The sequence below is a fragment of the Bacteroides mediterraneensis genome, from assembly GCF_016900355.1.
Classification (GTDB): domain Bacteria; phylum Bacteroidota; class Bacteroidia; order Bacteroidales; family Bacteroidaceae; genus Phocaeicola.
Map to the genome: position 1 here is coordinate 50,534 of NZ_JACJKA010000013.1, position 24,043 is coordinate 74,576.

The 24,043-nt window shown below is 50.1% G+C and carries 17 protein-coding genes; 8 read left to right on the top strand and 9 right to left on the bottom strand.

Annotated features, from left to right (window positions below):
- Positions 1 to 123: 123 nt before the first annotated feature.
- From H6A28_RS08495 to H6A28_RS08510, 4 genes are all read right to left on the bottom strand, one after another.
- Positions 124 to 1,401, bottom strand: a complete 1,278-nt coding sequence (locus tag H6A28_RS08495) for a DEAD/DEAH box helicase (protein ID WP_204479793.1) — start codon at positions 1,399 to 1,401, stop codon at positions 124 to 126.
- 21 nt (positions 1,402 to 1,422) lie between these two features.
- Positions 1,423 to 2,655, bottom strand: coding sequence for a phosphoserine phosphatase SerB (gene serB, locus H6A28_RS08500; RefSeq protein WP_204473872.1), 1,233 nt, complete (start codon positions 2,653 to 2,655; stop codon positions 1,423 to 1,425).
- 125 nt (positions 2,656 to 2,780) lie between these two features.
- On the bottom strand, positions 2,781 to 4,832 hold the full coding sequence (gene htpG / locus H6A28_RS08505) for a molecular chaperone HtpG (protein WP_204479795.1): 2,052 nt from the start codon (positions 4,830 to 4,832) through the stop codon (positions 2,781 to 2,783).
- A 128-nt stretch (positions 4,833 to 4,960) separates the two neighbouring features.
- The gene (locus tag H6A28_RS08510) at positions 4,961 to 7,510 is read right to left on the bottom strand and encodes an ATP-dependent Clp protease ATP-binding subunit (protein WP_204479797.1); all 2,550 of its coding nucleotides are present in this window, start codon (positions 7,508 to 7,510) and stop codon (positions 4,961 to 4,963) included.
- A 245-nt stretch (positions 7,511 to 7,755) separates the two neighbouring features.
- Between H6A28_RS08510 and gyrA the strand changes: the two genes are divergently transcribed.
- The 4 genes from gyrA (at position 7,756) to H6A28_RS08530 (ending at position 13,741) form a co-directional block, all read left to right on the top strand.
- On the top strand, positions 7,756 to 10,320 hold the full coding sequence (gene gyrA / locus H6A28_RS08515; RefSeq protein ID WP_204473866.1) for a DNA gyrase subunit A: 2,565 nt from the start codon (positions 7,756 to 7,758) through the stop codon (positions 10,318 to 10,320).
- A gap of 32 nt (positions 10,321 to 10,352) precedes the next feature.
- Positions 10,353 to 11,570, top strand: a complete 1,218-nt coding sequence (locus H6A28_RS08520; protein ID WP_204479798.1) for a tetratricopeptide repeat protein — start codon at positions 10,353 to 10,355, stop codon at positions 11,568 to 11,570.
- Between the two features lie 170 nt (positions 11,571 to 11,740).
- Positions 11,741 to 12,568 (top strand): AraC family transcriptional regulator, encoded by an 828-nt coding sequence (locus H6A28_RS08525; protein ID WP_204479818.1) that lies wholly within the window; start codon positions 11,741 to 11,743, stop codon positions 12,566 to 12,568.
- Between the two features lie 105 nt (positions 12,569 to 12,673).
- Entirely contained in the window at positions 12,674 to 13,741 is a 1,068-nt protein-coding gene (locus tag H6A28_RS08530) for an alpha/beta hydrolase (protein ID WP_204479800.1), read from the top strand.
- 377 nt (positions 13,742 to 14,118) lie between these two features.
- Here H6A28_RS08530 and H6A28_RS08535 read toward each other — a convergent pair whose 3' ends face one another.
- The 3 genes from H6A28_RS08535 to lon are packed head-to-tail and all read right to left on the bottom strand — an operon-like array spanning position 14,119 to position 18,926.
- Complete coding sequence (locus H6A28_RS08535; RefSeq protein ID WP_239465313.1) at positions 14,119 to 15,294, bottom strand: LptF/LptG family permease; 1,176 nt, start codon at positions 15,292 to 15,294, stop codon at positions 14,119 to 14,121.
- Positions 15,295 to 15,306: 12 nt separating this feature from the next.
- A complete protein-coding gene (tgt, locus tag H6A28_RS08540) occupies positions 15,307 to 16,437 on the bottom strand; it encodes a tRNA guanosine(34) transglycosylase Tgt (RefSeq protein WP_204479802.1) in 1,131 nt (376 codons plus the stop codon).
- Positions 16,434 to 18,926, bottom strand: a complete 2,493-nt coding sequence (gene lon, locus H6A28_RS08545; protein ID WP_204479804.1) for an endopeptidase La — start codon at positions 18,924 to 18,926, stop codon at positions 16,434 to 16,436. Before lon ends, tgt begins: the two co-directional genes overlap by 4 nt.
- Before the next feature lie 186 nt (positions 18,927 to 19,112).
- Between lon and H6A28_RS08550 the strand changes: the two genes are divergently transcribed.
- On the top strand, positions 19,113 to 19,829 hold the full coding sequence (locus tag H6A28_RS08550) for a tRNA1(Val) (adenine(37)-N6)-methyltransferase (protein ID WP_204479805.1): 717 nt from the start codon (positions 19,113 to 19,115) through the stop codon (positions 19,827 to 19,829).
- 9 nt (positions 19,830 to 19,838) lie between these two features.
- On the opposite strand, the gene H6A28_RS08555 is transcribed toward H6A28_RS08550, so the two are convergent.
- Positions 19,839 to 20,873 carry a diacylglycerol/lipid kinase family protein gene (locus H6A28_RS08555; protein WP_204479807.1) on the bottom strand — a complete coding sequence of 345 codons (1,035 nt, stop codon included), beginning with the start codon at positions 20,871 to 20,873 and terminating at the stop codon, positions 19,839 to 19,841.
- Positions 20,874 to 21,094: 221 nt separating this feature from the next.
- On the opposite strand from H6A28_RS08555, the gene spt reads away from it, so the two are divergent.
- The 3 genes from spt to H6A28_RS08570 all read left to right on the top strand — a co-directional run bounded on the left by spt (position 21,095) and on the right by H6A28_RS08570 (position 23,093).
- Complete coding sequence (gene spt, locus H6A28_RS08560) at positions 21,095 to 22,282, top strand: serine palmitoyltransferase (RefSeq protein ID WP_204473848.1); 1,188 nt, start codon at positions 21,095 to 21,097, stop codon at positions 22,280 to 22,282.
- 50 nt (positions 22,283 to 22,332) lie between these two features.
- Positions 22,333 to 22,446, top strand: a complete 114-nt coding sequence (locus tag H6A28_RS08565) for a hypothetical protein (RefSeq protein WP_022053955.1) — start codon at positions 22,333 to 22,335, stop codon at positions 22,444 to 22,446.
- A 113-nt stretch (positions 22,447 to 22,559) separates the two neighbouring features.
- On the top strand, positions 22,560 to 23,093 hold the full coding sequence (locus H6A28_RS08570) for a ferredoxin domain-containing protein (RefSeq protein ID WP_204473846.1): 534 nt from the start codon (positions 22,560 to 22,562) through the stop codon (positions 23,091 to 23,093).
- Here the strand turns inward: H6A28_RS08570 and H6A28_RS08575 are convergent.
- Complete coding sequence (locus H6A28_RS08575; RefSeq protein WP_204473844.1) at positions 23,080 to 23,889, bottom strand: Cof-type HAD-IIB family hydrolase; 810 nt, start codon at positions 23,887 to 23,889, stop codon at positions 23,080 to 23,082. The two genes, H6A28_RS08570 and H6A28_RS08575, sit on opposite strands and share 14 nt — an antisense overlap.
- Positions 23,890 to 24,043: the final 154 nt, after the last annotated feature.

The following is a 24,043-nucleotide window of genomic DNA, read 5'->3' on the forward strand; positions in this document are numbered from 1 at the left end:
AAAACCGGATGAGGGATTTTTTTCTGAAGCTGCTCTGCCCGACAAAAAAGCCCGGATAAATACCTGACCTTATTTGCATGGCACTTATCCGGGCTTTTAGTAGAAGAACACGTACGGATGGATTTAATTCTTCACTGTTCGTTCACCTTGTTTTTTCGGTTGGTTGCCTCCCTTTTTCTTCCATCCGCCTTTTTTGTTGCGGGAGAAATTCTTGACCTGCTTGTTGCCTCCGCTTTTCTTGGAAGTGCGGGGAGCGTAAGCCGGACCTTCGCCCACTTCTTCGGGCAAGGGGAGCTTGTAAATATCTTTTCCCAGGAAATTCTCAATCTGTTTGAAGCGGGTCTGTTCCGTTTCACTCACAAACGTGATGGCACATCCGTCGTTGTTGGCGCGGGCCGTACGTCCGATGCGGTGTACATAGTCCTCGCTGTCGTGCGGCACGTCGTAGTTGATGACCAGGCGGATGTCGTCGATGTCGATACCGCGAGCCACAATGTCGGTGGCTACCAGGATGTCAATGCGGCGGTTGCGGAACTCGTGCATGATTTCTTCTCGCTGGCTCTGTTCCAAATCGGAGTGCATTTCGCCTACGTTCAGCTTCATTCGTTTCAGGGCCTTGGTTACTTCTTTCACTTTTAGTTTGGAAGAAGCAAAGATAATCACGCGCTCCGGTTCCTGTGACTGGAAGAGCGACTGGATAATACCCAGTTTCTGTGCCTCGTAGCAGATGTAGGCTGCTTGGATAATCTTGTCTGCCGGTTTCGATACCGCCAGTTTGACTTCCACCGGGTCGTGAAGGATGGTTTTGGCCAGTTGTTGGATTTTGGCCGGCATGGTGGCCGAGAACATGATGGTCTGCCGTTCCTTGGGCAGATATTTGACAATCTGCATGATGTCTTCCGCAAATCCCATGTCGAGCATGCGGTCGGCCTCGTCGAGGATGAAGAACGATACTCTTGACAAATCCACGTATCCCAGGCTCAGGTGACTAATGAGTCGGCCGGGAGTGGCGATGACTACGTCGGCTCCCAGGGTCAGTCCCTTTTTCTCCTGTTCAAAACGGATACCGTCGTTTCCTCCGTATACCGCTACGCTTGAAACGGGCATGAAATACGAAAAGCCCTCCATCTGCTGGTCAATCTGCATGGCCAGTTCGCGGGTAGGCGACATGATGATACAATTGATGGCATCTTCCGGGTAACCTCCCTTGCTCAACTGGTTCAACACCGGGAGCAGATAGGCGGCTGTTTTTCCCGTACCTGTCTGGGCCACGCCAATCAGGTCTTTTCCTTCCAGGATGACCGGAATGGTATGCTCCTGCACGGGCGTACATTCCTGGAAATTCATGGCGTCCAATGCATCGAGGACGCTATCTTCTAAGTTCAGTTCTGAAAACTTCATATCTTGGTTTTATACTTTTCATTATAATTTTCCCCGTTCATCGAGGTAAGAATCCTTGAATCCCAGGAAGTAGAGCACTCCGTCAATGCCGATGGTGTTGATGGACTGCTGGGCGTTGGCCACTACTTTCGGTTTGGCGTGGAAGGCGATTCCCAATCCGGCTATGGAGAGCATCGGAAGGTCGTTGGCTCCGTCACCCACGGCGATGGTCTGTGCGATGTCCACTTTCTCCACCTGTGCCAGCAATTGCAGGAGTTCGGCTTTCCGCTTGCCGTCGACGATATCGCCCAGATAACGTCCGGTCAGTTTTCCGTCCACGATTTCCAGCTGGTTGGCATAGACGTAGTCGATGCCGAACTTCTCTTTCAGGTAATTGCCGAAGTAGGTGAATCCTCCCGACAGGATGGCAATCTTGTACCCGTAACGTTTGAGCACGTACATCAGGCGTTCCACTCCTTCTGTAATGGGGAGATGTTCGGCGATGTCGCGCATCACGCTTTCATCCAACCCTTTGAGTAGAGCCACCCGTTCCTTGAAGCTTTCGCAGAAGTCGATTTCTCCGCGCATGGCTCTTTCGGTGATGGCTTTCACCTGGTCGCCCACGCCGGCACGCATGGCCAGTTCGTCGATGACTTCCGTTTCAATCAGGGTAGAATCCATATCGAAGCAGATGAGTCTTCGCATGCGGCGATACATGTTGTCTTGCTGGAACGAGAAATCCATGCCCAGCGAGGCGCTTAACTTCATCAACTCGCGTTGCAGGGCCTCACGGTCTTTCGGAGTGCCTCTGACCGAGAATTCGATACAGGCTCGCACATTGGCCTTTTTTTCGTCGAGCGGAATACGGCCAGTCAACCGGTGGATGCCATCGATATTCAACTCTTGGTCGGCGAGGATGCGGGTAGCACCGGCTATCTGTTCGGCGGTCAACTTCCGTCCAAGCAGGGTCAGAATGTAGCGGTTTTTTCCTTGCAGGCTGACCCATGTTTCATACTCTTCTGCACTGATGGGGTAGAAACGGATGTTGATACCCAAGTCTGATGCCTTGAAAAGCAACTCCTTCATGATATTTCCCGAATCTTTTTCAGCGCTTTTAAAGAGGATACCCAGTGACAAAGTACTGTGAATATCGGCCTGTCCGATGTCCATAATATCTACCTGATATTTCGATAAGATTGCGGTTATTGATGCGGTTAGCCCCGGTCTGTCCACTCCGCTGATACGGATTAATATCAATTCAGTTTTGTTTTCCATGGTCGTTTGTTAGCGTGATATCTTTGCAAATGTACAAATTATCTTCTATCCGAGGCTATAAAAGGCACAAAAAAAGCCATCCCTGCGGGCTTGCAGGAATGGCTTTCCTTATTTTAAAGGGTTAATTAAATCATTTCTACGCTTCGTTTCACGAAGTTGGTCAAGGCTTCCCCTTTCAACATGTTGTTCTGTAACAGGGCCAGGTCGATGAGCTGGTGAACCACTTTGTTGTCGGCGGCATAGCCGTTGAGGATGTTTTCCTTTTCAGCTTTCTGGGCATCGATTTTCTTTTCTACATCCTTCAGCTCGTCTTTCTCCGTGGTCGGAATTTCTTCGTCCTTCTTGCCTTCCTGTGCCTTGTGCAATTCGTTACGGCGCAAAGTCAGCATGGCAAGTTCAGACTCTACCGGTACCAGTTTCTCGGCACAAGCGCTTTCTGCTTCGCTCAATACCTGTTTGATCAGACGATGGTCGGTATTCAGTACCAAGTTGAACATATCCGGCATCTCGCCATAGAAACTCATACCCGGCTGGATGCTGGCCATATCCTTCATACGGCGCATGTATTCGGCCTGTGTGATGACAATCGGAGCCGCGCTTTCGCCTAAGGCGTGTGCCTCTACGTGGAACTCGGTCTTCTTCACCTTCGGCATCTGGCCTTTGAACAAGGTGCTGAGCACTTCCTGCTTGTCTTGCGGAAGTTCTTCGCCATTCTGTTCTTCCTTCACAATCAGGCGGTCGATGATGTCACTGTCCACACGGGTGAAGTGGCTCTTCTCGAACTTCTGTTCCAGCATGTTGATCATCGGTACATCCAGTTGGCCGTCGAGCAACAACACGTTGTAACCCTTGTTCTTGGCGGCATCAATGTAGGTATATTGTTCGTCGGCGTTGTTGGCATACAGATAAATCAAGTTGCCGTCCTTGTCGGTCTGGCTATCCTTGATCAAGGTCTGGTATTCCTCGAACGTATAGTATTTGTTGTCTGTATCTTTGAACAGGGCAAACTTGGAAGCCTTTTCGTAGAAGTCTTCCTGCGTCAGCATACCGTAGTTGATGAAGATTTTCAAGTCGTCCCATTTCTCTTCAAATTCTTTCCGGTCGTTCTTGAAGATAGATTGCAAACGGTCGGCCACCTTCTTGGTGATGTAAGTCGAAATCTTCTTCACGTTCGAATCGCTCTGCAAGTAAGAACGAGAAACGTTCAACGGAATATCCGGTGAATCGATGACACCGTGAAGCAGGGTCAGGAAGTCTGGTACGATACCTTCTACAGAGTCAGTAACATAGACTTGGTTGCAATACAACTGGATTTTGTTACGTTGCAAGTCGATGTTGCTCTTGATTTTCGGGAAGTAAAGTACACCGGTCAGGTTGAACGGATAGTCTACGTTCAAGTGAATCCAGAACAACGGTTCGTCGGACATCGGATACAAGTCACGGTAGAATTTCTTGTAGTCCTCTTCTTTCAATTCCGACGGTTTCTTGGTCCAGATAGGACAAGTGTCGTTGATGATGTTGTCTTCTTCTGTTTCTACCTGCTTGCCGTCTTTCCATTCTTTCTTCTTGCCGAAAGCTACCGGTACCGGAAGGAAGTGGCAATATTTGGTCAGCAGGCCGTGCAGACGGGAGTCTTCCAGGAATTCCTTGCAATCGTCGTCCACATACAGGATGATGTCGGTACCCCGGTCGTTACGTTCCGTTTCTTCGAGGGTGAACTCCGGACTACCGTCGCAACTCCATTTCATGGCCTTGGCATCGTCCTTATAAGAACGGGTGATGATTTCCACTTTCTTGGCGACCATGAAGGCAGAATAGAATCCCAGACCGAAGTGACCGATGATGGCGTTGGCATCGTCTTTATATTTCTCCAGGAAGTCGTTGGCACCGGAGAAGGCAATCTGGTTGATGTATTTGTCAATTTCCTCGGCCGTCATACCCAGACCACGATCGCTGATGGTGATGGTACCTTTGTCCTTGTCGGCTTTGACGCGGACGGTCAAATCGCCCAGTTCTCCTTTGAACTCACCCGTAGCCGCCAATGTTTTCAATTTCTGAGTGGCATCTACGGCATTTGAAACCAGCTCGCGGAGGAATATTTCATGATCACTGTACAAAAACTTCTTGATGATGGGGAAGATGTTCTCTGTTGTAACCCCGATATTACCTTTTTGCATATCTCTTTATTTTATTTTTTATGATTGTCGAATAAAAATTTTTCTCCGGTCTTTTCACAAAAAAAATGCCAGATACGTTCGTACCTGACATTTTGTCTGTATTCCGAAATTCTGACAGAGAATCCCGTTTATTTCTTTGTGGCTTTTTCCACTTTCATCTCCAGTCCGTCGCCCTGTGCATTGAGCGATACGTGTAAGGTGTCGCCCGGTTCCGGCTCCTCGTTGAGGATGAGTTCCGCCAAACCGTCTTCCAGGTGATTCTGGATGGCACGCTTCAACGGACGGGCACCGAATTGTACGTCGTAACCCTTTTCGGCCACAAAGCGTTTGGCTTCCGGGTCGAGCAGGAGCCGATAGCCACAACCTTCGATGCGGTCGTAGAGTCCCTTCAGTTCAATGTCGATGATTTTCTCCAAAGAGTCGATGTCCAGTTGGTCGAACATCACAATCTCATCCAGACGGTTGATGAATTCTGGCGCGAACGACTTGTTTAAGGCCTTGCGGATGACGCTATTGGCATGTTCCTTCTCGTTCTCACTGGTTTGTGCCGTGAAACCGATGCCCTTGCCGAATTCCTTCAACTGGCGGGTACCGATGTTGGACGTCAGGATGATGACCGTGTTCTTGAAGTCGACGGTGCGTCCTAAGCTATCCGTCAAGCGGCCTTCGTCCATTACTTGAAGGAGCATGTTGAACACGTCGGGATGCGCCTTTTCAATCTCATCCAGCAAGACGATGGAGTAGGGACGACGGCGTACTTTTTCCGTCAGCTGACCGCCTTCTTCGTAGCCCACGTAGCCCGGAGGAGCTCCTACTAGACGAGACACGGTGAATTTCTCCATGTACTCGCTCATATCGATGCGGATAATGGCATCGGTCGAACCAAACAGGTTCTTGGCCAGTTCCTTGGCCAGGTGTGTCTTGCCCACGCCCGTCGGTCCCAAGAAGAGGAACGTACCAATCGGTTTGTTCGGGTCTTTCAGGCCCACACGGCTCCGCTGGATGCTTCTCACCAAGGTATCGACCGCCTTGTCCTGTCCGATGACCTTGGATAAGAGGGCTTGTTTCATGCCTTTCAACCGAACCCCTTCCGACTGGGCCATACGTTGTACGGGCACACCGGAAATCATAGATACCACATCCTCAATCTGGCGAGCATCTACCGTTTCCCGGTTGTCTTTCAACTTCTCTTGCCATTCCGTTTTCAGGCGTTCCAATTGTTCGTTGTACTGGTTCTCCCGGTCGCGGAAGCTGGCCGCCAGTTCAAAGTTCTGAAGGCGGATGGCCTCGTTCTTATGTTGCTGGGCTTCTTCAATCAGCCGTTCCTGCTCTTCGATTTCCTTGGGCACGGAAATGTGGGTCAGGTGGATGCGGGAGCCCGCTTCGTCCAATGCATCAATGGCCTTGTCCGGGAAATAACGGTCGGTCACATAGCGGTCGGTCAAGCGTACGCAAGCCTCCAGTGCCTCGTCGGTATAGACCACGTTGTGGTGTTCTTCGTATTTGTCCTTGATGTTCCGGAGAATCTGGAGTGTCTCTTCGGGAGTGGTCGGTTCCACCAGTACTTTTTGGAAACGACGCTCCAAGGCTCCGTCCTTTTCGATGTTCTTCCGGTACTCGTCGAGTGTGGTAGCTCCGATACATTGTATTTCTCCACGGGCCAGTGCCGGTTTCAGCATGTTGGCCGCATCCATCGAGCCTGCCGCCGATCCGGCTCCCACGATGGTGTGAATCTCGTCGATAAACAAGATGACGTCCGGATTCTTCTTGACTTCTGTCAGAATGGCACGCATACGCTCTTCAAACTCTCCACGGAATTTCGTACCGGCCACTACCGCGGTCATGTCGAGCGAAACGATTCGCTTGTCGAACAAGGCGCGTGATACCTTTTTCTCAAGGATACGCAAGGCCAGTCCTTCCGCAATGGCTGATTTTCCCACTCCCGGTTCACCAATCAGAATCGGGTTGTTTTTCTTCCGGCGGCTCAGAATCTGTGCGATTCGTTCAATTTCCTTTTCCCGTCCTACTACCGGATCCAGTTTCCCGCTTCTGGCCGCTTGTGTCAGGTCGATTCCGAATTTGTTCAAGTTGGGTGTATCTCCTTCCAGATGCTTGGGAGGGGCGGCCTGTGCGGTCTGACGATTGTTTTGGGCACTTGTCCCGCCGTCGTTCCGGCCTGAAGTGTCCCGGCGTCCGATGCCCTCGTCTTCCTCGTCGTCATTGAAATCCAGTCCGTCGAGAATCATGTCTTCCGGTTGCAGGCGTTCGGCGATTTTGGCGTACGTCACATCGTTTTCTTCCAATACTTTGGATGCGTTATTTTGGTTGTCTCTCATAATTGCCAGTAAAATATGGGGTGTGTCCACCTTCTTCTCATTCATCAGTTTGGCTTCCAGCAGGCTCAGTGTCAGAATCTTTGACGCTTCCGGGCTGAAAGAAATGTCCTGAGAATAATTTCCGGGGATGGATTTTTCACGTAATTGTGTCTCCAGTTCGTTCTTGATGGCCTTCAAGTCCAGATAGAACGACTTTAGAATCTCTGCCGCTTTACACTCTCCGTCGCGTATGATGCCCAGTAGCAGATGTTCTGGTTCGATATGGCTGTTCTGGAGGCGGTTGGCTTCTTCCTTGCCATATACGACAATATCAGACACTTGTTGTGTAAATTCGTTGCTCATCAAATTCATATATGTCTCCTCAAAATTAGGTCAAAATAGATTGCAAATATACATTATTATAAAGATTTCAAGTGAAGTCTTTTTCTCTATTTAACAAAATGTGTGCCACATGAGTCGTATCCCCTCCCCAAAGATGCGTCGTACGTTTTTTTTAGGGGAAAAGTTTTTGTATATCGGCTAAAAGTCGTACTTTAGCATGGTTTTTCACAAGCCTTGAAAAGGAAGTATAATTAATAATGTGTTAAATGCAAGAACAAGACAGAATTATAAAAATCAACATCGAAGAGGAAATGAAGTCGTCGTACATTGATTACTCCATGTCAGTAATCGTGGCACGCGCCCTCCCTGATGTCAGAGACGGATTCAAGCCGGTTCACCGCCGTATTCTGTACGGAATGATGGAACTGGGAAATACCTCCGACAAACCGTATAAAAAAGCCGCGAGAATCGTGGGTGAAGTGTTGGGTAAATACCATCCCCATGGTGACTCGTCTGTATATGGAGCCCTCGTCAGAATGGCGCAAGACTGGGCCATGCGTTATCCGCTGGTCGACGGTCAGGGTAACTTCGGTTCTATCGACGGAGATAGCGCCGCCGCCATGCGATATACAGAGGCCCGCCTGAAGAAGATTGGGGAAGAAATGATGCAGGACCTCTACAAGGAGACCGTAGACTTTACCAATAATTTTGATGATACGTTGCAGGAACCGACCGTCATGCCGACCCGTATCCCGAACCTGCTGGTGAACGGAGCATCCGGTATTGCCGTAGGTATGGCTACCAACATGCCGACCCACAACCTGCGGGAGGTGATTGACGCTTGTGTGGCTTACATTGACAACAACGACATAGATGTGGACGGCCTGATGCAATACATCAAGGCACCCGACTTCCCGACGGGAGGATATATATATGGTATAAGCGGGGTGCGCGACGCCTATGAAACCGGACGTGGACGTATCGTCATGCGGGCGAAGGCTGAAATTGAAACGCATCCTACGCACGACAAGATTGTGGTGACGGAGATACCGTACGGTGTAAACAAGGCCGAACTCATCAAGAGCATCGCCGACTTGTCGAACGAAAAGAAAATCGACGGCATTTCGAACGTGAACGACGAAACCGACCGCGAGGGTATGCGTATCGTCATCGACGTGAAGCGGGATGCCAATGCCAGCGTGGTGCTCAACAAGCTTTATAAGATGACCATGCTTCAGACTTCATTCGGTGTGAACAACGTGGCTTTGGTTCACGGCCGCCCGCGTTTGTTGAACCTGAAGGACCTGATCAAATATTTCGTGGAACACCGTCACGAGGTGGTGATCCGCCGTACACGTTACGACCTGCGCAAGGCCAAGGAACGTGCCCACATCCTGGAAGGTCTGATTATCGCTTCCGACAACATCGATGAGGTGATTCGCATCATCCGTGCGGCCAAGACCCCGAATGAGGCGATTACCAACCTGATGGCCCGCTTCAACCTGAGCGAGGTACAAGCCCGCGCCATCGTGGAAATGCGTCTGCGCCAGCTCACCGGTCTGATGCAAGACCAGCTCCATGCTGAATACGAGGATTTGATGAAGCAGATTGCTTACTTCGAGGAAATCCTGAGCAACGACGAACTTTGCAAGAAGGTCATCAAGGACGAACTGATTGAAGTGAAAGAAAAATACGGTGACGACCGCCGTTCGGAAATCGTGTATGCTTCGGAAGAATTCAATCCGGAAGACTTCTATGCTGACGATGAAATGGTTATCACCATCTCCCACATGGGATACATCAAGCGTACGCCGCTTTCTGAATTCCATGCACAGAACCGTGGCGGGGTAGGCTCAAAGGGCAGCGAAACCCGCAATGAAGACTTTATCGAGCATATTTATCCGGCTACGATGCACAATACCCTTCTGTTCTTCACTCAGAAAGGCAAGTGCTACTGGCTGAAAGTATATGAAATTCCGGAAGGCAACAAGACCTCCAAGGGACGTGCCATCCAGAACCTGTTGAACATTGATGCCGACGATGTAGTGACGGCTTACCTGCGCGTGAAGAACCTGAACGACACGGCCTTCATCAATAGCCACTACGTGCTCTTCTGTACGAAGAACGGCGTCATCAAGAAGACCTTGCTGGAACAGTACTCACGTCCGCGCCAGAACGGTGTGAACGCCATCACCATCCGGGAAGATGACCGCGTGATTGAAGTGCGCATGACCAACGGCAACAACGAAATCGTGATTGCCAACCGAAACGGCCGTGCCATCCGCTTCCACGAAAGTGCCGTCCGCGAAATGGGACGTACGGCTACGGGTGTACGCGGCATTACGCTTGATGAGGATGGAACTGATGAAGTAATCGGAATGATTTGCATCAAAGATCCGGAAACGGAAACCATCATGGTGGTATCTGAAAACGGATACGGCAAGCGCTCCGACATTGAGGACTACCGCAAGACCAACCGTGGCGGAAAGGGTGTGAAGACCCTGAACATCACTGAAAAGACCGGACACCTGGTAGCTATCAAGTCGGTAACCGACGAAAATGACCTGATGATTATCAACAAGTCGGGCATTACCATCCGTTTGAAGGTGGCCGATGTGCGTATCATGGGACGTGCCACACAAGGCGTGCGCCTGATTGATTTGGAAAAACGGAACGACCAGATTGGTTCTGTGTGCAAGGTAGCTTCTGAAACGGAAGAGGAAGAAGCGGAAGGCACGGAAACCATCCAGCCATCGGACATCCAGCCGGTTGACGGGGAAACCATCCAGCCTGCGGAGGAGGAAGGTGACGAGAATTCCGACAAAAACTAACTTGAATATTTGTATTACTAAATTCAAACCTTATGAAAAAAGTTTTATTTACAGCAGCTTTGTTCTTCACCGTATGCGCTGCTTCCGCTCAGGAAAGCGTGGTGAAGGAAGCAAAATCTGCCAAGAGCGATCCCGCAAAGGCAGCAGAAATCATTGAACCGGCTTTGACCGATCCTTCAACGGCCAATGACCCTGAAACTTGGAAACTGGCTGGTGATTTCCAGAAGTCTATCTACGACGATGAAAACATGAAATTGTATTTGCCGGGTGGAAAGGCTGATACCACTAAATTGTACAACAGCTTGGCTAAACTGTTTGAATACTACACAAAATGTGACGAAGTAGAACAGGCTAAAGTAAAGAGTGGTGAATTGAAGAAACCGAAACTGAGAAAGAAACTGGCCAAGACTTTGGCTACGGTTCGTCCTCAGTTGACTAACGCAGGTTCTGACGCTTATAATTCAGGTAACTATGCCAACGCATTGAAATTCTTCGGCTTGTATGTAGATGCTCCGCAGAATCCGATGTTCGAAAGCGAAAAAGCCGTAAAGAACGATACGCTGGTTCCGTTGATTGCCAACTATGCCGCACTTGCCGCAAACACTTTGAAAGACAATGCAGCCGTTATCAAATACGCTACTATCGGTAAGGAACACAAAGAAGAAGGTTACCGTTCATTGATGTGCCTGGCTGAAGCTTACGGAAAGGGTGAAACTCCCGACTCTACCAAATGGCTGGCTACTATCCAGGAAGGTGTAGAAAAATTCCCGGCTCAGGAATACTTCATCGGTAACCTGATGGACTACTACATCCAGAAAGGTAAGATTGACGAAGGTCTGGCTCAGATGGATGCCGTATTGGCCAAGAACTCTACTCCTTATTTCTTGTATGTAAAGGGTGTGCTTCAGTATGAAAAGAAAGATTACGATGGAGCCATCGCTACTTTCAACCAGATTATCTCAGAAGGAAAAGACTTCGTGGGTGAAGCTTATTCCAAGATTGGCGATTGCTACTTCTTCCCGGCTCAGGAACTTGTAGAAGAAAACTCCAAGATTTCTATGGACGATCCGAAGTATGCTACCAATGAAGGCAAAATCAAGGAAATGTATCTGAAAGCTCAGCCTTTCTATGAAAAAGCCAAAGAAGTGAAGCCGGACAACCGCCAGTTGTGGGGTCAGTACCTGCTGAACATCTACTGGAAGCTGGATAAGGAAAAATACAATGCCCTTGAAAAAGAACTGGGTTACTAATAAATAAAAAAAGTGTGCGGACCCCTCTTTCGGGGGTGGTTCGTTCATTTTTCGGAAAACTCCTTTGTGTGTAAACCACGCGCAAAGGAGTTTTTTTGTATCTTCACCTCGTCATATTTTAAACATTATCCGCCATGAATTCAGACACCCAACCGGTTTCATTCGACCCCATGAAAGTCATCTTTAACTACCAGAACGTATTTTTCAGTTTCTTCTATGACGATGCCGACGCCTGCGTGCACCGCTCGCGCGAATATGCCATGAACTACGTGCTTTCGGGCGAAATGGTGCTCGACGACGGGAGCCGCCAGGTGCACGTGGGAAAAGGAGAGTGCGTGTTCATTCCACGCGACCACCGGGTGACGATGTACAAGAAGACCTGCCACGGGGAGCAGTATTGCGGCATCTACCTATGCTTCACCCGTCCGTTCCTGCGCGAGATGTACGGCAAATACGCCCTTCAGAAAGACCGGGCAGGGAAGACGGAGAAATTCACTCCCGGTGTGATGAAACTACCGCCTTCGGCCGAGATTGAGAGCCTTTTCGCCTCGATGACCCCTTACTTCAATCCCGAGGTGAAGCCGCAGGACGACGTGATGCGCCTGAAGCTGGAGGAAGGATTGCTGGCCTTGCTCCACACGGACCGCTGTTTCATGACCGTGTTGTTTGATTTCAGTACTCCGTGGAAGATGGACATCCTCGACTTCATGAACCGGAACTACATGTACGAGTTCTCGCTCGAGGAGCTGGCGCACTACACGGGACGCAGCCTGGCCACCTTCAAGCGCGATTTCAAGAAAGTGAGTGATCTGACGCCCGAGAAATGGCTCATCCGCAAACGACTGGAAGTGGCCTACCGCCTGATAAAGGAGGAACACCGGAAAGTGGTGGAGGTCTATGCCGAAGTGGGCTTCAAGAACCCCTCGCATTTCTCCACGGCCTTCAAGAAGCAATATGGCATCCCGCCTACGGCACTGGTGCCGCCGCTCCCAGTCTGAGCCTTTCGGAAATGAAATTTGAGCCTCACAGAAATGCCTCTGTGGGGCTTTTGTGTTATCTTTGCCTCCGTAGAAACATAGAAACTTGTAAAAATGGATCATAAAATGTGGAAGACGTTGTGCGTGGCATCGGCGGCCTGGTTTCTGGCTACGGGCAGCCTTCCCGCCTCAACGCCGGATGTAAAAACGGAGGTGAAAATGGAAAGACAGAGTTTGAATCTCACGCAGGAATGGGACAAGGTGTTTCCCTTGAGCCCGAAGGTGAGCCACCGCAAGGTGACCTTTACGAACCGCTACGGCATCACCCTGGCGGCGGATATGTATGTGCCCAAAGAGGCCGAAGGCAAGTTGCCGGCCATCGCCGTGAGCGGACCGTTCGGGGCCGTGAAGGAGCAGTCGTCGGGGCTGTATGCCATGACACTGGCCGAACGGGGCTTCCTCACCATCGCCTTCGACCCTTCGTACACGGGTGAAAGCGGAGGCGAACCACGCTATGTGGCTTCACCCGACATCAATACGGAAGACTTCTGTGCGGCGGTCGACTTCCTGTCCACTTGCGACCAGGTGGATGCTGGCCGTATCGGTATCCTGGGCATCTGCGGATGGGGAGGTATGGCCCTCAATGCGGCGGCCATCGATACCCGTATCAAGGCCACGGTGACCTCCACGATGTACGACATGAGCCGCGTCACGGCCAACGGCTATTTCGACGCCATGGATGCCGATGCCCGCTATGAACAGCGCAAACAGCTCAACGCCCAGCGCACGGAAGACTACCGCAACGGTACATACGCGCAGGCCGGGGGAGTGGTGGACCCGCTGCCCGCCGACGCGCCCCAGTTCGTGAAAGACTATCATGCGTATTACAAGACCCCGCGCGGCTACCACAAGCGCTCGCTCAATTCCAACAACGGGTGGAACAAGACCTCGGCCCTTTCGTTCATGAACATGCTCCTGCTGAGCTATAGCGATGAGATACGCAGTGCCGTGCTGATGATTCACGGTGAGAAAGCCCATTCGCGTTACTTCAGCGAGGATGCCTTCAAGAAGCTCAAGGGCGACAACAAGGAGCTGCTCATCATCCCCGGTGCCAGCCATGTGGACCTGTACGACCGGATGGACGTGATTCCTTTCGACAAGATTGAGCAGTTCTTCCGTACGTACCTGAAGTGAGAAGTTTCCCCAGTTATTCTCGGACTATATCGGAAGGATATAGAAACGAGATTTTAAACTGAATAAAAGTAATGAGGAGTCTCAATACAGGGAAAAGGAAAGACCTGCTGAATTTATAGGTCGCCAATAAGAAGCTCCTGTTTTTAGTCATATAAATTCAAGCAAAGACTAAAGCAGGAGATTTTCTACTTTTAAGGCTCTTCTCATAAGATTTTTATCTTAACGAATCTGTTTTGAGAAAACTTATTTTTGTGGATGCCTGATCTGAAAAGGTTGAGTTTCCCAAAATAAAAATGCATCCTGAAAGTAACGATGACTTTTGGGATGCATTTTCTTGTTGTAATATAAGAAATACTCGTGTGTGTATTTCCGTTGTCTTATTTCGGTGCCTTGCGGTAGAGGTAAATTGCAATGAACAGATACAGGATGTTCGGAATCCATACCGCGAGGTTGGGCGACGCGTTTCCGTTGATGGCAAAGGTCGACGAAATGCTCTGGAACAGGATGTAGGAGAAGCTCAGGGCGATACCGATACCGAGGTGGAGCCCCATACCTCCTTTCCGTTTCTGCGACGAAAGCGAGAGCCCGATGACCGTCAGAATGAAGGCCGCAAACGAGGTGGCGATGCGCCGGTAGTATTCCACTTCGAACACCTTGATGTTGGCGAACCCTCGTTGTTTCTGCTTGTCAATGTATTCCCGCAGCTGGGGACTGGTCATGGTTTCCTGCTGTCCTCGCGTAATCAGGAAGTCCTGCGGTTCCATGTTGATGATGGAGTCCATCCGGTCGCCGCGGGTGATGGTCTCGCGCATGCCCTTCATCTCGCGGATCATGTAGTCCTTGATAATCCATCGGTGCACGGCCGTGGTGTCATAGGTGATACGGCGGGCCGTGAGGTGCGATACCAGCTTGTGGTCTTCAAACTTGTCGAGCGAGAAGCGGTAAGCCGTTTTGTTGTAGTCCTCGTAGCGCTCCATGTAGGCAATCACTCCCGTGTCCACCTCCAGCTGGATGTTGCGCACATAGTCCACCTTCTTCTTGTTCTTGTACACCTGCTCGAACTTGAGTCGCGTCACACTTCCCGTGGGGATGACTTCCGTGCTCAGCACGTAGGTCACGAGGGCGATGACGGCCGCCGAAATCATGTAAGGCACCATGAGCCGCTTGAAGCTCATGCCCGTGGAGAACATGGCAATGATTTCAGAGTTCTCCGCCAGCTTCGACGTGAAGAAAATCACGGCGATGAACACGAACAACGGGCTGAACAGGTTGGTGTAGTAAGGAATGAAGTTCAGGTAGTAGTCGAAGATGATGGCCTTGAGGGGCGCCTTGTTGTTGATGAAGGCGTCAATGTTTTCATTGATGTCGAACACCACGGCAATGGAGATAATCAGTGCGATGGCAAAGAAATAGGTGCCCAGGAACTTCACGATGATGTACCTGTCGAGCCGTTTCAGCCATTTCTTCTTGAACGGGTTTCCTTTTAATTTTTTCAGCTGTTCCCTTCCTGCTTTCAGGTAGAAACGGAACAGCTGGGCCACATTGTGCTTCATATCAAACTACAATTACAATCGGGTAGATAAACGTTTCACCATCATCGGTTTCCAGGTAGAGAAGTCGCCGGCGATGATGTGCTTGCGGGCTTCGCCCACGAGCCAGAGGTAGAAGGCCAGGTTGTGGATGGAGGCAATCTGGAGGGCAAGCAGCTCCTGGGCATGGAACAGGTGGCGCAGGTAAGCGCGGCTGTACATGGTGTCCACGTAAGAGGCGCCGTCGGCTTCGATGGGGGAGTAATCGTTCTCCCATTTCTTGTTGCGCATGTTCATGATGCCGTCTTTGGTAAAGAGCATGCCGTTTCGGCCGTTGCGGGTCGGCATCACGCAATCGAACATGTCCACTCCTCGTTCGATGCCTTCCAGGATGTTGACCGGAGTTCCCACGCCCATCAGGTAACGGGGCTTGTCGGTGGGCAATATCTCGTTGACCACCTCAATCATCTCGTACATCTTCTCCGTCGGTTCGCCCACGGCCAGTCCGCCGATGGCGTTTCCGTCGGCGTTCTTCGAAGCGATGTATTCCGCCGAGCGCCGGCGCAGGTCGGGATACACACATCCCTGCACGATGGGGAAGAGCGACTGGTTGTAGCCGTACTTGGGCTCCGTCTCGTTGAAACGGGCACAACAACGGTCGAGCCAGCGATGCGTGAGCTCCATCGACTTCTTGGCATAGTCATAGTCGGAGGTGCCGGGTGCGCATTCATCGAAGGCCATGATGATGTCAGCCCCGATGGTGCGTTCAATGTCCATCACCCGTTCGGGCGTGAACAAATGTTTCGACCCGTCGATGTGCGAGCGGAACTCCACACCTTCTTCGCGCAATTTCCGGATGCCGGAGAGGGAGAAGACCTGGAAGCCCCCGCTATCGGTCAACATCGGGCGGTCGAAACCGTTGAACTTGTGCAATCCTCCAGCCCCTTCAATGATGTCGAGTCCCGGACGTAGGTAGAGGTGGTAGGTGTTTCCCAGGATAATCTGGGCCTTGATGTCGTTCTTCAGTTCGTGAAGATGCACCCCCTTCACCGTGCCGAGTGTGCCGACCGGCATAAAGATAGGGGTCTCAATCTGCCCGTGGTCGGTCGTAATCAGACCGGCGCGGGCATTCGATTTGGGATCCGTATATTGTAACTCAAACTTCATTGTGCTGGGTTTTCTGGGTTCTTGTCTTTGTCTTCTTTCACGGTGAAATCAATGGCATCGGCCACCTTCTCGTCGGTCAGGGCCAGGCGGAGCACCTCCTTGATGTCCTTCACGTAGTGGAAGGTCATGCCCGTGAGGTACATCGGCTGGATTTCGTTGATGTCCTTGCGGTTCTCCTCACACAAGATGATGTCCTTGATGCCGGCACGCTTGGCGGCCAGAATCTTTTCGCGGATACCGCCTACCGGCAATACTTTTCCGCGCAGGGTGATTTCGCCTGTCATGGCCAGGTTGGCTTTCACTTTCCGCTGGGTCAGGGCAGAAGCCAGTGAGGTGACCATCGTAATACCGGCAGATGGGCCGTCCTTCGGGATGGCTCCTTCCGGCACGTGGATATGGATGTTCCAGTTGTCGAAGATACCTTCCGGCAAGTCAAGCAGATGGCTGTGTGCTTTCAGGTACTCCAGTGCCAGCATAGCCGATTCTTTCATGACCGCACCTAAGTTTCCGGTCAAGGTGAGTTGTCCCTTTCCGCGGCTCAGGCTGGTTTCCACGAACAGGATTTCTCCGCCTACCGCCGTCCAGGCCAGTCCGGTCACTACGCCGGCATATTCATTGCCTTGGTACTTGTCACGGGAGTATTCCTGCGGACCGAGGAATTTCTCGATGTCCTTCGGCTTCAGTTCGTGCGTTTCGGTAAATTCCCCGCTGGCGATTTCCAGGGCAATTTTTCGCATCACCTTGCTGATTTTCTTTTCCAGCTCGCGCACGCCGCTTTCACGGGTATAGTTCTCGATGATATATTCGATGGCCGGTTTGGAGAACTTCACGTGCTCCTTCTTCAAGCCGTTCTTTTCCATTTCCTTCGGAATCAGGTGACGGCGGGCAATCTCGATTTTCTCCTCGGTGATGTAGCCGCTCACCTCGATCAGTTCCATACGGTCGAGCAACGGAGTAGGGATGGTACCTAAGTTGTTGGCCGTAGCGATGAACATGACGTTCGACAAGTCGTAGTCGATGTCCACATAGTTGTCATGGAACGAGTTGTTCTGTTCCGGGTCGAGAACTTCCAGCATAGCCGAACTCGGGTCACCGTGATTGTCGTTGCTCAGCTTGTCGATTTCATCGAGAATGATGACCGGGTTGGAAGTTCCCGCCTTGATCAGGCTCTTGATGATACGTCCCGGCATGGCTCCGATGTACGTCTTGCGGTGTCCGCGTATTTCGGCTTCGTCGTGTACGCCACCCAGTGACATACGGACGTATTTCCGCTTCAGAGCTGTGGCAATGGAACGTCCTAATGAAGTCTTACCGACTCCCGGAGGACCGTAGAGGCAGATAATCGGTGATTTCAGGTCGCCTTTCAACTTCAGTACGGCCAAGTATTCCAAAATACGTTCTTTTACCTTTTCCAGGCCATAGTGTTCCTTGTCCAGAATCTTTTTGGCATTCGGAATGTCAATCACATCCGTAGTGTAGACTCCCCACGGCAATGAAAGTAGGGTTTGCAGGTAAGTCAGTTGCACATTGTAGTCGGGCGATTGCGGGTTGATGCGTTCCAGCTTGGCGAGCTCACGGTCGAAGATTTCCTTCACTTCGGGTTTCCAAAGCATGGTCTCGCTTTTCTTCTGGAGTTCGTCAATTTCATCGTCCTGTCCGTTACCCAATTCGTCCTGGATGTTCTTGATCTGTTGCTGGAGGAAGTATTCCCGTTGCTGGCGGTCCAGGTCTTCGCGCGTACGCATCTGGATGTTCTGTTTCAGGGTGGCCAGCTGAATCTGCTTGTTCAGGAGCTGGATCAGCCGGTACAGACGTGATTTCAGGTCGTTCATCTGCAATAACTCATACTTCTCGTTGATCGGGAAGGGGAAGTTGCCCGAAATAAAGTTGACCAGCACCTCATTGTTGTCCAGGTTCTTCAACGCAAAAGAAGTGTCCGGAGAAAGGTCATCTGAAAGTTCGATTACCTTGTTAGTCAACTCCTTGCAGGTGTCAATCAAGGTCTTGAACTCGTCCGATTTCTCATCTTTCATGTTCTCCTTGATGACAGACACCTTTCCCCGTAAGAAAGGACGGGTAGAGGTAATTTCTTCCAATTTCACCTTCGGACCCGTAGCCTGAAGGATGGCGGTAACGGTTCCACCCGGCATCTCAAATACACGGAGCACTTTTCCGATGACCGCAATAGGGAACAGGTCCTTTTGCTTGGGAGCCTCCGTTTCGCCCACCTTTTGGGTGGTAATGACGATAGGTTCCTTGGTCTGAAGAGCCTGGTTCACCAGTTTAAGTGTGGGTTGCCGTCCCACATTGATCGGCATGACGATAGCAGGGAATATCATTAGGTTGCGCAAGGGCATGACGGGCAAATCCCCGGCCAGGTCTTCTTCCTTGGTATCCTCCGCAGGAATCGTTTCAATTTCTGCCATCATGGGGATGTCCTTGCCTTCTGCGCCAACCAGAATCTCATTGTTTTTTGTCTTTTTTACCATATTTGTTTGTCGCTTCTGAATTAAGAAGGTTTTTTATTGTTCAAAACGGCACAAAGGTAATCATTCTGCGCCTAATATGGAAACTATTTACTTCAAATACCTGTTTATTATTTAAAAATAATATGAGGTGAGACTGCTTTCTGAGGGGTTTTCTGTATTTTTGGCGAAAATTTTGAAAGAAGAAATATGCCGAATCCTTTTTTTCAGTTCAAGCAATTTGTGGTTTTTCATGATAAATGTGCCATGAAAGTGGGTACAGACGGAGTCTTGGTGGGCGCCTGGGCACAGGTGGAAAGGACTTCCCGTATCCTGGATATTGGTACCGGAAGCGGACTGATTGCCCTGATGCTGGCCCAGCGCAATCCGCAGGCTTTTGTCACGGCGGTCGACATTGACGAAGCGGCCGTAGAACAGGCACGGGAGAACGTGGCCCGTTCCCCTTGGGCTGACCGGATGGAAGTGACCCAGTTGGACATCCGGAAGGCTCCGGAAGAGTGGAAAGGCCGTTTTGACGCAATCGTATCGAATCCACCCTATTTTGTGGAATCGGTGAAATGCCCGCAGGCCCAGCGGAACACGGCTCGGCATACTGATGCGCTGGATTTTGAAGCACTTTTGGCAAAGGTTGCTTTCCTGCTCTCAGACGAAGGATGCTTTTCGGTGATACTTCCAGCCCAGGCGGCTTCTGATTTTGTAGCCTTAGCCCTGAAAGAGGGCTTGTCTCTTTCCCGTCAGACGTGGGTACATTCTCGTGCTGAACTTCCTCCGAAGCGTGTGTTGATGGCCTTTGTCAAATCGTCTTGCCTACAGACGGAAATCCGTCATTTAGCTATTGAGACCACACATCATGTCTATACGCCGGAGTTTAAGGAACTTGTCAAATCGTTCTACTTGGCCTTGTAGCAGGAAAGGTCATTTCTTGGAAAGTCTTCGCAAAATATGCTGGTTAAGCATCAGAAGTTGGCGGTGCTTCTGGGCGATGGTCGAGGTGAAGGGTTGCCGGCCAATGAAGTCCGTGAAATGTTGCAGGATGTTCAGCGGGGGAGAAGGCATTCGCCTGGGGCGAATCGGAGCGATGACTTGAAGTCCCTGATGGATGATTTCCACTTTCAAGTCTTTTCCTCCCATCGCTGGGTCCCCGTCGAAGTGGAACACCCCTTCTTTTTCCCGGTGAATGATGATGCTCTTTTCCTTCATCGTCTTGATGCGGCTGTTCTGGTCAAGGGTACGGGTAAACAATTGGATGGAAAGTGAAGGTACATCCAGCACGGTAAACGGTTCCAGGATGGTGATGTCCATCATTCCGTCGGTCAATGAGGCTTGCGGGGCAATGTACGCGTTGTTCCCATACTGGGAGGCGTTGGCGCAAGCAATCAGAAAGGCCTTGTAACGGACGGTGCCCGCTTCATTTTCAATTTCATAAGTTTCCGGCTGGTAGGTAAGGCTTTCATGGAGTGTGTTTTCCAGGTAAGTGAGCAGCCCTCTTTTCCCGGAATCTGCAAATTTCAGGCTTACGAACGCATCGAATCCCACTCCGCAAGTGCAGAAAAAAGGACGGTTGTCAATTCTTCCGTAATCAATGGTCTTGACTTTTCCGGCGTTCAATACCTTGATGGCCCCTCTGGGTTCCATGGGAATATGCAGGTGGCGTGCCAGTCCGTTGCCTGACCCACAGGGGATGATTCCCATGGCCGTATTGGTATGGATAAGCGCACGTCCTATTTCGTTGATGGTTCCGTCTCCGCCGATGGCTACCACGATATCTGTTCCTTCTGCGGCAGCCTGTGTGGCAATTTCAGAAGCATGTCCGGCGTATTCGGTCTTTCGGATAGAATACTCATACATGGATTGGTCCAGTTCTCGCTCGATAAGTTTTAGAATGAATTCTTTTCCATGTGTTCCGGAGATAGGGTTTACCACAAAAATGATTCGCTTTTTCGTATCCATAAGCCAGATTTAGATTTTGGGAGTACAAAAATAATATTATCTTTCTATTGGGAGGATGTTTTTGTGGATAATTAAACAGAAAACCAAAATTTTTAGGTGATTTGTGTCTGATTTTGGAGTTTTTTGTATCTTTGCACGTTCTTAGTAAAAACGTTGTGACGATACGGTTGCAAAGTGATAAAGTTTAACGTAAGCCGGGGTGCTTACCAGATACTTAAAATATGGGATTATTACAAGAAAAATTTAGCAAGTTCAGACTGCCTCAGATGTATATGGAAAGAGGCGTATATCCTTATTTCCGTGAAATAGATAGTGCACAAGACACAGAGGTAATGATGAGTGGGAAGAAGGTGCTGATGTTTGGTTCAAACTCTTATATGGGTCTGACTCACGATCAGCGAATTATTGATGCGGCCATTGCTGCCACCCGCAAATACGGTACGGGATGTGCAGGTTCCCGTTTGTTGAACGGAACACTTGATATCCACGTACAGTTGGAAAAAGAGTTGGCCGAATTCGTAGGAAAAGATGAAGCACTTTGTTTCTCCACAGGTTTTACGGTGAATGAAGGAGTGATTCCTCAGTTGGCCGGACGTGGCGATTACATCATTTGTGATGACCGTGACCACGCATCTATCGTGGACGGACGCCGTCTTTCTTTTGCTACTCAGTTGAAGTACAAGCATAATGACATGGAAGCGCTGGAAAAGGAACTCCAGAAATGCGAACCGGATGCCATCAAATTGATTGTGGTGGACAGCGTCTTCTCTATGGAAGGTGATTTGGCCAACTTGCCGGAAATCGTTCGTCTGAAGAAAAAATACAATGCCAGCATTTATGTGGATGAAGCTCACGGTCTGGGTGTATTCGGTAAGGAAGGCCGCGGTGTATGCGACCATTTCGGCGTAACGGACGACATCGACCTGATCATGGGTACGTTCAGTAAGTCATTGGCATCTATCGGTGGTTTCGTAGCTGGTGATAAGGATGTCATCAACTGGTTGCGTCACAATGCCCGTTCTTATATCTTCCAGGCCAGCAATACTCCGGCCGCTACGGCTGCCGCCAGAGAGGCTATCCGTATCTTCAAGACTGAACCGGAACGTCAGAAACATTTGTGGGAGATTACCAATTACGCCTTGAAGAGCTTCCGTGACGCTGGATTTGAAATCGGTGACACAGAGAGCCCGATTATCCCGTTGTACGTGCGCGATACGGACAAGACCTTCGAAGTGACCAAGTTGGCTTTCGATGAAGGTGTCTTCATCAATCCGGTAATCCCGCCGGCCTGTGCACCGCAGGATACACTGGTACGTTTCGCACTGATGGCTACTCATACTAAGGAACAGGTGGACTTCGCCATTGAAAAGCTGATTAAGTGCTTCAAACAACTGGATTTATTGAAATAATAAATTATATAGTTTGACTTTTTAAAGGACTTTGAAAGGAGGTTTTTACTATGGGAGCTGCAGGTAATAAAAAACCAAAAGGCATGCATAAAAAACATGCACCGGCTTATCAAGTAGAAGAGGCCATTCATGAAAATGACCTGAAAAAAGGAAAAAAGAAATAAATCGTTTGGCGGTTTATTTTGAAAAGGGTTATATTTAGAGTGTCCGATGCTTCGGCAAAGGAAACTCAAATATAACCCTTTTGTTATGCAAGTATGTTTTAACTGAAAATGATATGATACTGAATGAAAGAGACAGCCGCCATGAGCAAGTATTGCAGGTGGCACAACAGATGATGACGGCCGCACGTACGGCCCCCAAAGGGAAAGGCGTGGACATCATTGAAGTGGCAATGGTAACGGAAAGTAATATTCGCATCTTGTCGGATACAATGAAGCAGATGTATGAAGACAATGGTTTTAAATTCTTCTTACGGGATGCTGACAATATCCTTCAGGCAGAATGTATTGTACTGATTGGTACGCATGAACATCCGCAAGGGTTGAATTGCGGACATTGTGGATACGAAACTTGTGCCAGCCGCAAGGAAGGGGTTCCTTGTGCTATCAATAGTGTAGATGTAGGTATTGCCATCGGGTCAGCTTGTTCCGTAGCCGCCGACCATCGGGTGGATACGCGGGTCATGTTCTCGGCCGGTCTGGCGGCCCAGCAACTCGACTGGCTGGACGGATGCACCCAGGTGTATGCCATCCCCGTGAGTGCATCTTCCAAGAATCCGTTCTTCGACCGGAAGCCTAAGACAGAATGAATTTTTCTGCGGCATACGCCACGCCGTCTTCCTCATTCGACAGAGTGATGAAGTCGGCGTTTTCTTTTACCACGTCCTGCGCATTGGCCATAGCGATACCCAGTCCGGCGTATTTGATCATGGACAAGTCATTGAACCCGTCGCCGATGGCAATCATTTCTTCGCGCGATACCCTAATCTTTTCCAGCAGGCCCGCGAGTGACAGGGCCTTGTCGATGCCCTTTGGCACCAGTTCCAGGAAATAAGGCTCGGAGCGGAACACGCCCATGCGGTCTTTCAAATGTTCGTACATTTCTTTCTCCAGTACTGCCAACCGGGTAGGGTCGCCCACAATCAGGCATTTGGCAATGGGGTGCTTCACGGCCTCCAGGAAGTTGTCTACCTTCTTGATTTTCATTACGTTGAGCAGCGCCTCTTTCAGCACGTATTCATCGTCGGGCTTTTCGGTCAGCACATATTCCCCGTCGTAGGTCACGATGGCGAAATCGTTTTTCTTGGCGCATTCATACAGGTAGGGAAGCACCTCCGGGTCGAGGAGGTTCTTGCATATCACTTCCTTGGTCTTCCAGTCGGTGATTTCCCCGCCGTTATAGGCCAGGATGTATCCTTCGTATTTCTGAAGCTCCAGCTGTTCGGCTAAGGGCACGATGCCGTAGGTGGGCCGTCCGGAAGCCAGTATGATTTTTACTCCTTTTTCCTGCGCTTTGAGCAGTGTTTCACGAGTGTGAGGGGTAATTACTTTTTTCGAATTGGTAAGCGTACCGTCGAGGTCTAATGCTAATAGTTTGTATTTCATAAAATAGTACTGTGAATCGGGTGCAAAAATACGAAAAAAAGTCTAATGATGGAAATGCGGGAGCGGAAACGTGCACGGGAACAATGGGGGAGAGGGAGGGTGATATCAGGAAGAAAACTCTTTGTGTGATTGAAAAAGATAAAGACGTAGATTG